The organism is Fastidiosibacter lacustris, from assembly GCF_003428155.1.
Classification (GTDB): Bacteria; Pseudomonadota; Gammaproteobacteria; order Francisellales; family Francisellaceae; genus Caedibacter; species Caedibacter lacustris.
Genome location: NZ_QLIR01000001.1, coordinates 40,206 through 56,254 on the forward strand (window position 1 = coordinate 40,206; position 16,049 = coordinate 56,254).

At 36.3% G+C, this 16,049-nt stretch carries 15 protein-coding genes; 8 read left to right on the forward strand and 7 right to left on the reverse strand.

The window, feature by feature from the left end; genetic code table 11:
• Together DNJ77_RS00190 and DNJ77_RS00195 are read right to left on the reverse strand one after the other, a co-directional pair.
• Positions 1 to 3,324, reverse strand: a complete 3,324-nt coding sequence (locus DNJ77_RS00190; RefSeq protein WP_116962980.1) for a UvrD-helicase domain-containing protein — start codon at positions 3,322 to 3,324, stop codon at positions 1 to 3.
• A 151-nt stretch (positions 3,325 to 3,475) separates the two neighbouring features.
• Entirely contained in the window at positions 3,476 to 3,661 is a 186-nt protein-coding gene (locus DNJ77_RS00195) for a CBU_0585 family protein (RefSeq protein WP_116962981.1), read from the reverse strand.
• Between the two features lie 176 nt (positions 3,662 to 3,837).
• Between DNJ77_RS00195 and DNJ77_RS00200 the strand changes: the two genes are divergently transcribed.
• Positions 3,838 to 5,289, forward strand: a complete 1,452-nt coding sequence (locus tag DNJ77_RS00200; protein WP_116962982.1) for a potassium transporter TrkG — start codon at positions 3,838 to 3,840, stop codon at positions 5,287 to 5,289.
• Here the strand turns inward: DNJ77_RS00200 and DNJ77_RS00205 are convergent.
• Positions 5,286 to 6,326 (reverse strand): type IV pilus twitching motility protein PilT, encoded by a 1,041-nt coding sequence (locus tag DNJ77_RS00205; protein WP_116962983.1) that lies wholly within the window; start codon positions 6,324 to 6,326, stop codon positions 5,286 to 5,288. The genes DNJ77_RS00200 and DNJ77_RS00205 overlap by 4 nt on opposite strands.
• A gap of 47 nt (positions 6,327 to 6,373) precedes the next feature.
• On the opposite strand from DNJ77_RS00205, the gene DNJ77_RS00210 reads away from it, so the two are divergent.
• Both DNJ77_RS00210 and DNJ77_RS00215 read left to right on the forward strand, forming a co-directional pair.
• On the forward strand, positions 6,374 to 7,072 hold the full coding sequence (locus DNJ77_RS00210; protein WP_116962984.1) for a YggS family pyridoxal phosphate-dependent enzyme: 699 nt from the start codon (positions 6,374 to 6,376) through the stop codon (positions 7,070 to 7,072).
• A 15-nt stretch (positions 7,073 to 7,087) separates the two neighbouring features.
• Positions 7,088 to 8,200, forward strand: coding sequence for an SGNH/GDSL hydrolase family protein (locus DNJ77_RS00215; protein WP_116962985.1), 1,113 nt, complete (start codon positions 7,088 to 7,090; stop codon positions 8,198 to 8,200).
• Here the strand turns inward: DNJ77_RS00215 and DNJ77_RS00220 are convergent.
• Both DNJ77_RS00220 and DNJ77_RS00225 read right to left on the reverse strand, forming a co-directional pair.
• Positions 8,178 to 8,597 carry an acyl-CoA thioesterase gene (locus tag DNJ77_RS00220; RefSeq protein ID WP_116962986.1) on the reverse strand — a complete coding sequence of 140 codons (420 nt, stop codon included), beginning with the start codon at positions 8,595 to 8,597 and terminating at the stop codon, positions 8,178 to 8,180. The genes DNJ77_RS00215 and DNJ77_RS00220 overlap by 23 nt on opposite strands.
• A gap of 56 nt (positions 8,598 to 8,653) precedes the next feature.
• Entirely contained in the window at positions 8,654 to 9,400 is a 747-nt protein-coding gene (locus DNJ77_RS00225; RefSeq protein WP_116962987.1) for an SPOR domain-containing protein, read from the reverse strand.
• 177 nt (positions 9,401 to 9,577) lie between these two features.
• On the opposite strand from DNJ77_RS00225, the gene DNJ77_RS00230 reads away from it, so the two are divergent.
• Positions 9,578 to 10,552 (forward strand): zinc transporter ZntB, encoded by a 975-nt coding sequence (locus DNJ77_RS00230; RefSeq protein WP_116962988.1) that lies wholly within the window; start codon positions 9,578 to 9,580, stop codon positions 10,550 to 10,552.
• Between the two features lies 1 nt (position 10,553).
• Here the strand turns inward: DNJ77_RS00230 and DNJ77_RS00235 are convergent, their stop codons facing one another.
• Positions 10,554 to 11,084, reverse strand: a complete 531-nt coding sequence (locus DNJ77_RS00235; RefSeq protein WP_116962989.1) for a TUL4 family lipoprotein — start codon at positions 11,082 to 11,084, stop codon at positions 10,554 to 10,556.
• A gap of 131 nt (positions 11,085 to 11,215) precedes the next feature.
• Positions 11,216 to 12,421: a multidrug effflux MFS transporter gene (locus DNJ77_RS00240; protein WP_116962990.1), complete on the reverse strand. Its 1,206-nt coding sequence runs from the start codon at positions 12,419 to 12,421 to the stop codon at positions 11,216 to 11,218.
• A gap of 181 nt (positions 12,422 to 12,602) precedes the next feature.
• On the opposite strand from DNJ77_RS00240, the gene aroA reads away from it, so the two are divergent.
• From aroA to ansA, 4 genes are read left to right on the forward strand one after another with little or no spacing between them, the layout of a single operon-like run.
• Complete coding sequence (gene aroA / locus DNJ77_RS00245) at positions 12,603 to 13,886, forward strand: 3-phosphoshikimate 1-carboxyvinyltransferase (protein ID WP_116962991.1); 1,284 nt, start codon at positions 12,603 to 12,605, stop codon at positions 13,884 to 13,886.
• 50 nt (positions 13,887 to 13,936) lie between these two features.
• Complete coding sequence (locus DNJ77_RS00250) at positions 13,937 to 14,539, forward strand: methyltransferase domain-containing protein (RefSeq protein ID WP_116962992.1); 603 nt, start codon at positions 13,937 to 13,939, stop codon at positions 14,537 to 14,539.
• A gap of 24 nt (positions 14,540 to 14,563) precedes the next feature.
• Entirely contained in the window at positions 14,564 to 15,022 is a 459-nt protein-coding gene (gene rnhA, locus DNJ77_RS00255) for a ribonuclease HI (protein WP_116962993.1), read from the forward strand.
• On the forward strand, positions 15,003 to 16,043 hold the full coding sequence (gene ansA, locus DNJ77_RS00260) for an asparaginase (protein WP_192877916.1): 1,041 nt from the start codon (positions 15,003 to 15,005) through the stop codon (positions 16,041 to 16,043). The genes rnhA and ansA overlap by 20 nt, the downstream gene beginning before the upstream one ends.
• Positions 16,044 to 16,049: the final 6 nt, after the last annotated feature.

Here is a 16,049-nt window from a genome sequence, read left to right on the forward strand (position 1 = left end):
TTACCATCTAGAGCACTTGAATAAATTAGGAATAAGCGGAAAATATAAGTAGAGCACGATTTTTTTTCTATCTAGCTGAAAGTATTTTGCAAGCTGTCGCTGGTAAATAAGTAGTTGCTTATAATATAGCTTACGTTGTGTTATTAAAAAAGCATCTAATGCTTCGCCTATTACAGGTGTTGTAAATTTGTAATCAATGATTTGATAGCCATCTTTGGTAGCGATAATTCTATCGGCGATACGTTTTTGTGGTTTATTAAAGCGTAAGCTCAACATGATTTGTTCACTAAAGCCAGTTGCTGAGAATATCCACGAGTAATGTTGCTTAGTATTTTGTATTGCGGTGTGGGCTTGTATATAAGCCTTTTTTTTAAGGTCACTTTTTAATCCATACTCATGTGTGGCAACTTCAAAGTAGGGTTGCCAATCTTGCTGTGGAAAGTAACAAAGGTAATTGAAAAGTGCATGTAGCACAGAACCAATACGCCGCTCATCACTTAATACAAACTCACTGAAGCCGGGATGATTTAATGGATTTTTGTTGTTTAAATTAGCGTTGTCAAGAGCATTGCAAGCTTGGTTCTGCGAAAGTGGCAAGATAGTGTAGTTTTTTACTTGTTGGATGGGTTTATAAAATTGATTCTGATTTTTAGTTTCATCTACTTGATTGAGCTGTGGATCATTTAGCATAAAATTCCAATCTAGTGCTAAAGGATGTAGCAAAGATAAAAAGCTATTTTTTTGAATACGAATATTTTCTTGGTCAGTGGTATCTACAACGGCACTAAGTAAAACTTTGTATTTAGCACGCGTAATAGCAACGTACAATAAGCGTTGTAGCTCATAAGAAGCGCGTTTTTTCTGCATGTTTTGAATGACCTTATATAAGGCGGGAGCTGTGTCATCCCAACTATGTTTAATTGGACTTAACAACAGGTGAGTGCGTTGATCGTCAAGCTTTGTGGTTTCATATAAAAAAAGTTGACTGTCATCTGCTTTTGTCGCTTTCTCAAGCTGTGGCAAAATGACAAAATCAAATTCTAAACCTTTAGATTTATGAATAGTCATAATGTGGATATTTGCCGTGGGTGGTGCACTTGCATACGTGGTTTTAAGTGCTTCAATTAAGCGCGTTGTGTCGCAAATTATTGTCCTATCTATGCTTAGGTGCTTATCTAAAATATCTAGATAATTGTCATAAAGTGTTGGTTGTGGATGAATAATAGGTCCATCAACCTTTTGCCAAAGTATGGTAAGCCGTTTAGTAAGAGGCGCTTTATTACCCATAAAGCCCTCATGCTGTATCCATTCTATAAAATAAGCCGCTTTTTGCTGATGAGCGTATTGCTTGTTTGATGCTAGATATTGGGTAAGCTGTTGAATGAAATTACTTTCTTCACTGCCAATAATTTGAATATGCTTGATTTCATTAAGTTCATGAAGTGTAAATCCAAATAAGTTAGATTGTAACAAGCTGATCCAATATATTTCATGTTGAGGGTTAGAAAGAATACAGCTTAAGCATAACAAATCAAGAATGATTGCTTGTTGATAAAGTGTTTCAATTTCGTTTTCGATAATAGCAAGTCCATGTGTCTTTAACGTCGGTACAATTGATTTAAGGTGGCTTCTGGAACGAACTAAAATAGCAATGTTATGCTTTGGATTAATTTTTTGATAAGATTTGATTGCATTAGCGATATGTATTGCTTCTTCATCGGCGGTTTGAAAATAGCTTTGTGTGAAAGTGTTGGGATTTACTTTGTCTGACAGTGTGTTTGAAGGCGCATAGGCAATTCCTCCAAAATTTAAATCATTTATCTTAGGGAAAATTTGAGCAAAGGTGCTATTGACCCAGTCAACAATTGATTTTTGTGAGCGAAAATTACAGCTAAGTTGTAAATATTTAGGTTTAATCTGATTGATACCGTTGTCTTTAACTTGTAAAAAAAGATTCACTTCTGCTTGACGAAAACGATAAATCGATTGCATAGGATCACCCACGACAAAAAGTGTTTTGCCATCGTTGGGCTGCCATTCTAGAGTTAACATTTGCAAAAGTGTAAACTGCAGAATAGATGTATCCTGAAACTCATCTATTAAGAGGTGTTGGATTTGATGATCTAAATAAAGTGCCAAATTAGTTGGTGTATTTTCACTGCCTAAAGCAGACAGCGCTTGCAATGAAACCTCATTAAAATCCATTTTTGCCGTTTGCGAAAAAATAAGTTTTAAGTATTGGACAGAGTGGATCGCAATGGCAGTCATTGCACTTAATATTTCCCATTCACTTGAGCTAAAGCATAAGCTTGAAAATAGGCGAAGCTCGCCAATAATAGCTGTTATTTGCTCTTTTTCTTTCTCTGAAAATAAACTGATGTATTCCATTAACCAATTTGTATGGCTTTTGGCATTGGGGTCTTTAGCTGGGAGCTTTTGTTTAGCAGTGAAGCTTTTCCGAAATTCGTTGTTATTGGTAAAAATAAGAGAAGTTAAGTATTGCCATATTTCAACGTTGTTGGATGTAAAACTTAGACGTTGAGAACTAAGCTCAGGGTGACAAAAGTGAAGAATTTTAATGAATTTATCTTCATACTCGTCAAGCTTTAATACAGTGTAAGCTTGTGTGCTTAGCGAGTTGAAAAGTGCACAAAATCCTGACTCAATTTCTTGTTTTGTGATAGAGCTGTTATTTTTAAATAGTTGAAGCTGGATGACGATAGGCAGCCATTGTTCACGTTTAGCAAGCATTGATGACAGAAGAGACTTTAAGCGTTCGATGTCATTATCCAAATGTAGTAGGATACGATACAGGCTATCTTGCCAAGGACTATTGTTAGTTGTGTCATGAATAAGTGCATCAATGGCTTGTTCATATAGTGAGTTTGCATCTTCAGTAACATCTGCACTAAAAGCTTCATCACTTTCGTAGATAAGGTGCCTAGACAAATATTGGCAAAAAGCATCTATGGTCGTGATGCGTAAGCGCTTTGGGTTTTCAAGCAAATGCCAATTTTTTAACTGGTTTTGCTGTAAAGCTTTTTGTGCTAAATCAAAGGTTAAGTGTTTATGTGGCTCACAAGGAGGCTTCCCACCATTAGCATTCACCAGTGCCTGATAAATTCGGTGGTGCATTTCATTGGCGGCTTTGTTTGTAAAGGTCAATGCAATAATTTCTTCAGGTGCATTCTGGACATGTGCTAATAGATTTAAATAGCGCTGAGTAAGTGTTTCGGTTTTCCCAGAACCAGCAGGTGCTTGAACGATAAAAGATTGTTTTGGATTAAGTGCTTGTTGTCGTGCATGAGCATCAGAGGGTGTCATTTTTTTTGGTACGTTGATTTGACAATGAATTGATACAATGTAGCCTATTGAACTTTATAAGTCACGAAGCTTAGAGTTAATTAAGAAGGATGATGTCTGACCTTTTAGGATTTAGGTAAGAAAACTTTATATAAGGTATATAATTTGAGCCTCATAACTTAAAATCATCGGTTTTACGATTGAAAATATTACGATGCTTTTGAGCTTCTTTTTTTTGTGAGCTTGAACGCGTTGGGAAGTCGCGATCATAAGTCGATAAAAACTGACCAGCCTCACTGACGTATTCTCTTTGTTTTTTATTATCAAAAAGGTGCAACATTTTTAATATAATTGACATAAGCTGTCCTAAAGAATAGTTTCTATTTTGACGACGATTATACTAGAATGCGGGATAAAAACATATACTCACCAGCCAGCTTCTGTTTATCCAAAATTTCAGTTGATGAGATTTAAAGGTAAGTAAAATCGTAGCTCTACATGCTGAGTAAATAAATACTAGGAAAGTTGACTTCTATGCGCCCAGGTCCGATTTTTAAGGTATTAGGCATACTTTTGATGTTTTTAAGCTTAACGATGCTAACACCGATGATTGTGAATTGGATTTATGATGAACACAATGGCAAGCCATTTCTGTTGAGCTTTATCATCACTATGATTTCAGGTTTACTGCTTTGGCTGCTAAGTTCACGTTCTAAAAAAGAGCTTACTATTAAAGGTGGCTTTATTGTTGTGATTGCGATTTGGTCGGTTTTAGGTTTATATGGTTCGATTCCTTATATGCTTTCTAATGGGTTGCACCTTGAATTTTCTGATGCGGTATTTGAATCGGTATCAGGTTTTACAACAACTGGTGCTACCGTGATTCATGGTTTGGATTCATTACCAAAAAGCATTTTATACTATCGCCAACAAACACAACTCTTAGGTGGAATGGGGATTATTATTTTATCGGTAGCAATTTTACCTATGTTGGGTGTAGGGGGTATGCAATTATATCGTGCTGAAGCTAATGGACCTTGGAAAGAAAACAAGCTAACTCCAAGAATTGCTGATACAGCTAAGGTATTGTGGGGTATTTATTTATTACTTGTAGTCCTTTGTATCTTAAGTTATAAATTAGGTGGCATGACTTGGTTTAATGCAGTGTGCTACGCTTATTCAACAATTGGCACTGGTGGGTTTGCGCCAAGTGATGCTTCAATGGGGGGGCAAACGCCATTAATTTATTCCATTTGTATCTTTTATATGATGGTTAGTGCCACTAGCTTTGCGCTACATTTTACTGCATTTAGAAGGTTATCATTAAAAGTATATTGGAGGGACCCAGAATTTAGAGCTTATATTTTCTTTGCATTTTCTATGATGGTTATTGTGGTATTAACACTTATTTCTCAAGATGCAACTAAGAGTAATGATCTCGCGTTTTGGGATGGTTTATTTCAAGTGGTTTCTTTTGTCTCTAATACGGGCTTTACTTCCGATTCAAACTATCATTCATGGCCTTTATTTATTCCGATATTACTAATGGTGATTGGTCTTATTGGTGGATGCGCAGGTTCTAGCTCAGGTGGGCTTAAGATTGTAAGAGCTGTATTATTGCGCAAGCAAGCATTTCGTGAGGCACGTAGGCTTGTGCATCCATCAGGGGTATTTCCTGTTAAATTTGGTAATAAAGTGATGTCAGAGGCTGTCATGAGTAGTGTTTGGGGATTTGTGGCAGCTTATTTTATTATGTTTGTAATATTATGGTTGTGTATGATGGGTGTGGGGGTAGAATCAATTACCGCATTTTCAGCTGTAGCGGCAAGCATTTCGAATTTAGGTCCAGGGCTTGGACATGTGGGTGTTAATTATGCAATGCTACCTACTCAAGCACATTGGATATTAAATTTTGCAATGCTGTTAGGGCGTCTGGAAGTTTTTACTATCCTAGTATTATTTACCCCAGATTTTTGGCGACGTTAATCGTAAGTTGGTTGTGTATTTTCATGTTTTTTGAGTTCGCTATCATCTATAATCCCAGACAAAAATAGCTTATTTAGGGCTTGCTGTAAGGTTTGCATTCCTTTATTTTGGCTAGTCTGTAGGACATTGTAAAGCTGAGGAATTTTATTCTCACGAATGAGGTTTCTCACTGCGGTGTTGGCGATTAAAATTTCATGAGCAGCAACACGACCTCCTTCTTTACGACGAATTAAGCGTTGAGCAATTACTGCTTGTAGTGATTCTGATAACATTGCACGTACCATTGCTTGCTCATTTCCTGGGAAAATGTTGATAATACGGTCGATCGTTTTAGGTGCTGAAGAGGTGTGTAATGTGGTAAATACAAGGTGACCTGTTTCAGCCGCAGTTAACGCAAGGCGAATGGTTTCAATATCACGCATTTCACCAACAAGTATATAGTCAGGGTCTTCGCGTAAAGCAGCACGTAAAGCATTATTAAAACTTAACGTGTCTCGTTTGACTTCCCGTTGATTAATCAGGCATTTATTAGGTTTATGGATAAATTCAATGGGATCCTCAATGGAAATAATATGTCCTTTTTCGGTTTGATTGATACGATCAATCATTGCAGCCAGTGTTGTGCTTTTACCACTACCTGTTGGACCTGTTACAACAATAAGTCCATGAGGTTGATGAATAATTTGTTTAAATATTTCTGGAGCGTGCAAATCTTCTAAGCTATAGACTTGCTCAGGAATGGTACGAAAGACGATTGCAGGACCTCGATTTTGCATAAAAATGTTTACTCTAAAGCGCGAACCAATTTGATCTTTATGCAGAGAAAAGTCGTATTCGAGTTGCGTTTTAAATTTTTCAAGCTGTTCTTTGCACAGGATGTTATGGATGAGTGTATTGACTTCATCTGCTGTAATAATCGTTTGATCACAGATTTCCATTGTGCCATCAATACGAAGAATGGGAGCAACTCCACTAGAAATGTGTAAATCCGATGCTTTTTTCTCCACGCAAAGTGATAATAATTGTGTCAAGTTCATGCTATGATGTTCCGTAATCAAATGATCCTTTGAATTAACTATAGCAGATGGATACAGCTCAAGCACAAAAACTACATCAAAACTTACAGCAGCTACAAAAAAAAATTTGGCAATTAACAATTGGTAAGACAAGTAAACCTTTGTTGGTATCAGTATCAAAAAAGCAGACAATTGAAGCAATTGAGGAAATTTTTTCACAGGGAATAAGAAATTTTGGCGAGAGCTTTATCCAGGAAGCAGAGATTAAAATTCCCAAGCTGTCAGATCATATTTGTTGGCATTATATTGGTGCTGTTCAATCCAATAAACTTAAAAAAATTGCTCAATATTTTAGTTGGTTACATACCTTAGCAGATATTAAACATGCCAAAAAACTGGAATTGCATTGTAGAGAATTTAATAAAAAAATCCAGGTGTGTATTCAAATCAATGTGGATTTAGAACCACAAAAAGCGGGCATCTTAATAACTGATGAGGATAAAATTTATGCACTTGTAAAAGTAATCAACGATGCTTGCCCCCATTTAATATTGCGCGGTTTGATGTGTATTTTGCAAGAGAGTGGCGATTACAATAAGCAATTGGTGAGTTTCAAGAAATTGGCAACACTAAAAGATAATATTAATGCATGTTTGGGTCTTAAATTAGATCAGCTATCGATGGGAATGTCTGAAGATATGGCAGCGGCAATTGAAGTAGGTAGTACGATAGTAAGAGTGGGTTCGGCAATATTTGGTAGTCGATAAAAGGGGAAAGTGTTTATGGTTAAAAGGATTTTTTGGAGTTTGCTTATTGCATTTATGATTGTAATTACGATTGTTGTAATAATTAGTTGTGAAGTTGAGCAAAGTACAATAAAGAAAGTCTCATATAAGTCTTTTGATAATATCATTGTTTTTGGTGATAGTTTGAGCGATAGTGCACCACCACAGACACAAGTAGGGAATAATTATTGGGTAAAACCATATGGTATTACGGATAAAATAGGTGCTCCTATTACAAGCGAAATCTCACTTAACTATCCTGTGCGTAAAACATGGTTAAATTATTTTATTGAACAAATGGATTTAAAATCAGGTAAAGATTTAACGCTTATTAAGGGACTAACACCCAATAGTGCATATTCACAAAATACCTCATTTGCAGTGGCTTCAGCTGAGACTGGGGATTATTATTTAACGGATACCACTTGGGGACGTGATAATAATGCTAAGTGTGTTAATGGACTTGGTGATTATGGTCATTATAATTGTGTGCCTGGCGTACTAAAGCAAATAGATTTATACCTTAAAAATGTCAATGATAGACCTAATCCAAATTCGTTATTCATTATTTGGGCAGGTGGCAATGACTTTTACCAAAACATCATTCGGATAGCAACGCAAAATGGGCAAACTTTAGCACATCCGATTGATAATATTGTTAAAGCGGTGAAGCGCCTGATGGTAAAAGGTGTGTCTGTGCAAAATATCTACGTCTTGAATTTACCTGATTTTTCGATGGTTCCAGGAGTTAGGGGATTATTAGATGCACATATAAAAAATAAATATTTGTATCAAGGTATCTCTGTTTTAATATCAGCCGTTTCACAACTTTATAATACGGGTCTTAGTGTCAACCTTGTATTAAAAACATTTGGGGTGTTTCCAGCAAACCATGTTTATTCGATCGATAAATTATTTTTAGAAGTTTATTTTAATAAAGATGAAATATTGCAAAAATTGGGTTTGAATCAGTCAGTTAAAGTTACTTGTGTACAAATGAAAGAAACCCCTTTATGCCAAGGCTTTTTATTTTATAATGGAATACACCCAACAACGGTTGTTCATCAATACCTTGCCAAGGAGCTTATTAAACATATTCAACGCACGTAAAGGTCTCAAAATCGTGGCGAACCTGAGCTAGAACGCTTAAAACTTTCCCTGTTATGGTGTTGATAAATACCCAATTGGTTTCAGCCTTAACGACTGTTTCACCTTTATTATTTGTAAACACGTATTTGCGTAAAGCGGAACAGCGTTTAATTTCCTCAACCCAGGTTCGAGCTTCAATAATCTCTCCAAGGAAGGCTGGTTTGACATAATCAATGTAATGTGTTTTAGCAACCCATGTGCAATGGTTTTTATGGTATCTCTGAGTTGTCCAGCCACAAGCATTGGAGTGCATAATAGCAATATCCTGCATCCATTTTAGGTATACAATATTGTTTACGTGTTTATTGACATCGATAAATTCTTCTGTAACGGTGAAATTATGTTTAAAAGCCTGCATCAATATAATCCGGTTATGTAGGTTGCAATATTATTTTATCATTACTCACTTGTGGTCTAAGTTATTTCTTGCCTGTCGATTTGGCGTAAAATGCTACCTGATATACCTGCTGCTTCAACTTTATGCTTTAATACATCACCATCACGTTGGTTATCAACAGGTCCGACATCAAGTCGATACCAATCCCCAACTTTTTGAATAGTGGGTTTAAGCCCTGCTAAGATAAGCTTAGCACGTGTGGCATTGGCGTCCGTTAGATTTCGATATGAACCTACTTGCAGCATGTAGGTATAACGATATTGTTTAATGGGTTGAGGATTTGCATCAACTTGGACCGTTTTATTGGTTAGCGTATCGTAAAAAGTAAATTGCAGTGATTGATCTTGTTTCTTTTGTTCCTGTTTGGAAGGATTATTGGTTTGTTTCTTATTATTTGTTGTTACCTTGTCAATGTTTTGTTTATAAGTTGAAGTGTCTGTTTGATTGTTTTTGCTTAGAGGTACTAATGCTGTGGTAACTGTATCACCATGATCTCTGGTGGTTTGATTTTCCATTTGTTCCGCTTGCTTTGTTAACGTGGAAATTGTATTTAAAGTCGAAGAGGATGGCGCTGTGATTTTTTGTGTGCTTTCAGTGGTAGGCTTACTGGTATAGAAACTAATAATAAATGCAGCAATTAAAGTAAGTAAAATCGTGCCAAGAATAAGCTTTCTAGATGTTAGCGTACGCTCTGGTGTACTAAAACTGTTTAAGTACTTAGATTGAGGCTGATTGTGTTTTGTGGTTTTGGCATAATCACGCATAAGTCAGATTTACTGTTTTAGTTTTAATAGCGAGATGTTTTTGGTATTTTAGTAATATATTGCCAAAGTATAAAGTGTATTTGCTCATAAAATGTATATAATTTGTCAGGCAAGTTTCTTGAGTTTGATTTTATTTTCTCTACAGTGGTCATGAGAGAATTAGAAGGATAGACCAAAATGGAGTTAATGATGGGTAAAGTAAACATTTATTCACTGGATCGAAATGGTTTTGCTCAAACGATAATACCAGAAGCTTTTGATTGGTTTAAGATAAAGCAGGAAAATGTATTAGTGTGGGTCCATTTGGATTTAACAGTTGCTGAAAAGTTTCTCCAACAGCATATGTTGGTAAGTGAAACGATTATCGATATGTTATGTGCACATGAAACGCGCCCAAGGGTGCTGATTTTTGATAACAGCATGCTAGCTAGCTTTCGAGCAATCAATTTAAATACAGGTCAAAATCCAGAGGATATGACTTCAATTCGGATGTGGCTATCTGAACAATTGATCATTACGGTCAAGCGTAGAACTCCTTATTCTGTTATTGAGATTCAAAGGATGCTCACTCAAGGGCAAGGTCCGAAGTGTACAAGTGATTTTTTAAGTGTTTTGCTGACACACATCACCACACACACGGATCAGTTACTTGATGAGTATGATCAAAAGTTGGACCAAATCGAGCAGGATGTGAAAAATGAAAAACCAATTATTTTGGCTGATAGAGTCAATGAAATATGTAAGAAAATCATCAGAATCAGGCGTTATATTTTACCACAGAGGGAGGCGATTCTTGCAATCTCTGCACATAAATTGACATGGCTAGATGACGATGACATTTTTGATTTACGTCAAACGCTGGATTCAAATATACGGCTGCTAGAAGACCTAGATGCAATGAAAGATAGAAGCTTAATTATTCAAGCGCAAATTCATTCCTATGAACAAAACCAAATCAATAAAAGGATGTATATTTTGTCTTTAGTAAGTGTGATATTTATTCCGTTGGGATTTATTACAGGATTATTGGGTATTAATGTTGCAGGTATTCCAGGTTCGGAACATCGTCATGGTTTTTTAATTGTTTGTATTTTGCTTGTGATTATTATGGTAGTGCATATTTTTATTATGCGTAAAATCAAGTGGGTTTAGCTTATTTTTTTGATGATGACGTTGTTGTGATTTTAGCAGGAACATTAAGCGTTGCGCTGCCAATTACGACTTTAGTAGGTTTGTATAAAACTTCTGCTTTCCAAGTGCCATAACAGGAGCTCGTACCGTTTGCGCTATTGTGCTCAAATGTTCTATATGCCCAAGAATAATCGTTATTTTCTTTGTATTTCATGATTGGAAAAGTGCTGCTGAGACAATGTGGATCAGTTGGCGCAATCCAGTGTAGTCTTAAGTCGCCTTGTTTTGCGCCATTCCAATTAGTATAAACTTTTGCAATCAAGCGATCGCCTTTAATGCTGAGTTTAACGTTAGAGCTTGGAAGATTAGTGTGTTTTATTACATCTTGAGGTTGCTCTTCAATTATCATAGAAGTCTCAGGCATAGCTTGCGTTATAACTTTATTTGGTCCTTGTGGTTGTGGTGACGCTGGAGTGTCGGCTTTTGGCGAGCTTGCACAAGCAGATAATAATGTGGCACTGGAAATAAGGCTTAGGATGGAGAGTCTTTTCATTTTTTTCTTCCTTTTTGTTGAACTACTATAAGAGAACCTTATTACTATAACGCTAATATAAGCGTATAGCAAAGAGATAATCTAAGTCTGTATGAATGATTTTTCGAAATTTTTTGTTAAGTATTCGAGGATTAATGTGTTTTAGATGAAAACCAAGATAAAATTATAAGCAAAACTAAGCTGATAACACTAGTAATAATTATGGTGCAAGCAAGTGGATAAGACGTATTAATAGCAAATAAAGTAGCAATCGAACCTATGATTGAACTTCCTCCTAGTTGTAATGCTCCAAGCATAGCGGAAGCCGCACCAGGGTATGCACCAAATGGTTCTAACGCGCCGCTGGCGCCTGAGCCCGCAGTAAGTGCGCAACCAAAAGTCGCAAGCATACTAGGACCAAAGAATCCCCATAGACTCAATCCATTGATCTGGTAAATCACAATTAATAAAACGCCCGAAAATAAAATAAGTATCGTGCCAAGGATAGAAGTTCTTAATACTCCAAATTTATGGACGATGGTGCCTGAAATAATCGAACCAACTAAAAAGGCACCACCTGCCATTCCAAAGAAAACTCCAATTTGTGAGCGTGCCTCATCAAGAGTTTGGATAATATAAGGCGTCATCGAAAAAAGAGTGAAAAAGGCAGAAATTCCTGCAATTGCAGGAAAAGTGTAAGCCCAGAAAGTTAAACTTTTACAAATATTTAAATAACGACCAATAAGGCTTGAATCAAACCTTTTGCGATTATCTGGATGTGAGCTTTCTTTAACAAAAAAGATGACCAAAATAAAGGTAAAAGCCCCTAGAATTGCCAAGAAATAAAATATAGCGTGCCAGGGAAAATAAGTAGTTAAGATAACGCCTATGATAGGTCCTAAAATAGGAGAGACTGAGATCATTGCATTTAAAAAGCTATAAATCATTGCACTTTGTTTTCCAGAAAAAGCGTCTCTAACGATCGCAAATGCACTGACTGACATCCCGCAAGCACCTATACCTTGAAGTATGCGAAATATAATTAAGGCGCCTATATGTCCAGAATTGGCACATAATAATGAACCAATGAAAAAGAGTATAACAGAGCTAAGCAAAATTTTATAACGCCCAAATTGGTCAGATAAAGGACCTAAGATGAGCTGCCCAAATCCTGTTACTAAAAAAAATAAAGACAGAGTGAGCTGAACCATTTCCTGAGAAGTATTCAAAATGCGTTTCATTTCAGGAATAACAGGCATGTAAGTGTCTAATGCTAAAGCAAAGCTAAATACAACAGGTGCAAGTAAGAACACTGTTGTAAGTGGTTGATAAGGCCATTTGTAGTTTTTAGCAGACATGAGGATTATTATGTGTTTGAATTAAATAATGGACATTGTAATGGTTTTTTAAAAAAGACGATATGAAAAACGAGGTTAAAACAAGGTTTTTACATGAGGATACAAAAGGAGCAAAAAGCTAATGACAATTTTATTATGGACGATACACTACTAAAATTGCGCATAGTTAATAATCCAAAAGATGCCTCAAAAAAGTTTATCAGTTGCAAAAAAACCAATCAAAGCAGAGGTGAGTTTACCAGGTTCAAAGAGTTTATCGAACCGCGTGTTATTGATTGCGGCGTTAGCCAATGGTGAATCAGTTATTGAAAATCTGCCCTTAAGTAAAGATGTGTTAGCAGCGGTTGGTGCACTAAAAGCGCTGGAAGTGAAACATTCATTTAATAAATGGGAAGGTAAAATCACTATTTTAGGGGGTGGAGGTAAATTTCCTAAAACAAATGCACGCATTTTTTGCAATGAAGCTGGAACATTAACGCGTTTTATTATTCCACTTTGTGCAGCGCAAGAGCAGGGAGAGTATTATATCTATGCAGCTTCTAGAATGATGGCGCGTCCAATTCAATCGCAATTACAAGTGTTAGAAGCAATGGGAATGAAAGCGATTTATGAAGATGTGACACATAAACTACCAATAACTATAAAGGCTCAAAGCTTAAACCAGCAAGGTGTTCTTACTATTGATGGTGGTCAGAGTAGCCAGTTTTTATCGGGGTTACTGATGGCAGCTCCCTTTATTAAGGAAGGCTTAGTCATTAAGTCCAATACTGATCACCCACAATCCTACGTTGATATGACGGTACAGATGATGCGCGATTTCGGTGTTAGGATTAATGTTCAAAATCATATTTATAGTGTGCCAGCAAAGCAATGTTATCAAGCTTGTCATTACGTAATTGAGCCAGACTTGTCAACGGCATCCTATTTCTGGGCGCTAGCTGCCATTACCAATGGCAAGATGAAAGTGAAACATGTTAAACTCAATGCGAAGCAAGGGGATATTCGTTTTCTAGAAGTTTTGAAAATGATGGGATGTCAAATATGTGAAGAACAAGATGGTATTACAGTTTATGGTACGGATAAGCTTAAAGGGGTAACAATCAATATGCGTAATTTCTCAGATACCTTTATGACTGTTGCTGCTATTGCTTGTTTTGCTGAGGGAGAAACGCATATCACGGGCTTAGCTCATACGCGTTTGCAAGAGTCGGATCGTCTCAGTGCGATGGCAGAAGGATTAACACGCTTAGGTGTTAAAGTGAAAACAACACAAGACAGTATACATATTTATCCTAAAGAGTCGCATTTGCAAAGTGCCGAAGTGGATGGACACAGTGATCACCGTATTGCAATGTCCTTAGCATTACTTGGACTGGTACAATCAGAAGTTATCATCAAGGGAGCTGAATGTGTTAGTAAAACTTGTCCTGACTATTTTGAGCGGATGGAAAAAATCATTCAATAAACCGTTAATTAACGTTAAACTAACGGTAATTTAGATAAAGGGTCTGATCAATGCAAGTAAAGCAATTGCAGGATTTAGAGATAGTTTTATCGCGCTTTAGTGTTAAACGTGCGTTTTTTCTAGGTCATCAAAAGCCACAATACTTTGATAAGTTAATTGCATTGCATCACTATGCAGCAAGTGGTTTTTTAAAAACTAAAGCTGCATTTGGAGCATGTTTTAGAGAAGAAAATTGGCCTTTCCCTGCTCGATTTTTTGACATCATTCTACTGGAGAACACTTTCGTAGATCATTCAAAGTATACACAGTTGTTAAGTGAAGCATCGCGTGTACTAAGTGATGATGGTTATTTAATTGTGGTTCAATCCAAGACTTCTGCTAATGATAAAGAGCTTCCTTTTCGCCTAGTATATCAGGTGTTAAAAGAGCATAAATTGCATAAAATCGATAGTCATTATTATGATACCTTTAAACTTCAACAAACAAAAACATGGTTACCCTGTTTGTTACCAGAGAGTTTTTCTTATGTGTTTAATGCAAGCTTCAGCAAACGAGTTATCCCACTAAGCCCATTATTTTTAGGGACAAAAGATATGGTTAAACTCCCAGGTAAATATGCAATTGGAATGAACACTACAATAGGGAAGCTATAAACGGTTTAATGAAAGAGAAACAAAATGATTTTTAAGCCTAAAAAAGTAACGATTTATACGGACGGTGCCTGTAGAGGTAATCCTGGTAAAGGAGGCTGGGGTGTAATCTTACAGTATAAATCTAAAATCAAAGAGTTATACGGGGGAGAGGAAAATACAACCAATAATCGTATGGAGTTATTAGCTGCAATTCAAGCATTATCGGCGCTTAAAACAATGTGTGAAGTGGAATTGTATACGGATTCTAAATACGTACAGCAAGGTGTGAGTGAATGGTTAAATAATTGGCTTATTAGAGGTTGGAAGACAGCTAGCAATAAGCCTGTTAAAAACCAAGATCTATGGCAGACGTTAGATGAATTGCGAAAAAAACATATCATCAAATGGCACTGGGTGAAGGGACATAATGGTGATCCTTTAAATGAGCGAGCGGATGAACTGGCAAATATGGGGGTAGGGAAAGATGCAATTAAGCTCAATTAAAGATAAAAAAATTTATGTTATCTATACAGGGGGGACGATTGGAATGGTAAAAACCGATCAAGGCTATGCTCCTAAACGAGGTTTTTTGCTGGATAAGATTAAAACAATTAAAGACTTTTATCATAATGGCGTTCCAGATTTTGAGATCAATGAATACCCTAAATTAATTGATTCAGCCAATATTAGACCTCAGGATTGGATTATAATTGCACGTGATATCATTAAAAACTACAACGCTTATAATGGTTTTGTCGTTTTACATGGCACAGATACACTTGCTTATACTGCCTCTAGTTTATCTTTTATGCTGAAGAATCTTAACAAACCGGTTATTTGTACTGGCTCTCAAATTCCCATTTCAGAATTAAGATCAGATGCTCAAGACAATATTCTGCACAGCTTAATTTTGGCAGCAGATAAACGCATACAGGAAGTTTGCATTTACTTTAATAAGCAGCTATTACGTGGTAACCGTGCAGTTAAAATTAATTCATCTGGCATGGATGCGTTTTGCTCGCCTAATTATCCTATACTTGGGCAGGTTGGTATTGATATTGAGTTAAACGAAACTTATATACGTCATGTTAACAAAAATGCGACAACTGAGATTGAATTTAATTCTTTGAGTGTGCCAAAAGTCGCAATATTATCAATTTTTCCCGGGATGGATGTCAGTATTTTAAATAAGATATTACAGCCACCTTTACAGGGGCTTATTTTAAAGACCTATGGTGCAGGTAATATCATGAACTCAGATGAGATTATTGACGAGTTGATCGAAGCAAGTAAAAGAGGAGTAATTATTATTAATTGTACGCAATGCTTGAAAGGCAGTGTCAAAATGGGGGCTTATGAAGCAGGAATTGGATTGGTGAAAGCTGGTGTTATCTCAGGCTATGATATGACCGTTGAAGCAGCATTAACCAAGCTTTTTTATTTATTAAGTATTCCTGAGTTAGCTCAAAACGAAATAAAAGAGGCTTTACAGAAAGACCTTCGTGGTGAAATGACGGTTAGTTAATGCAAA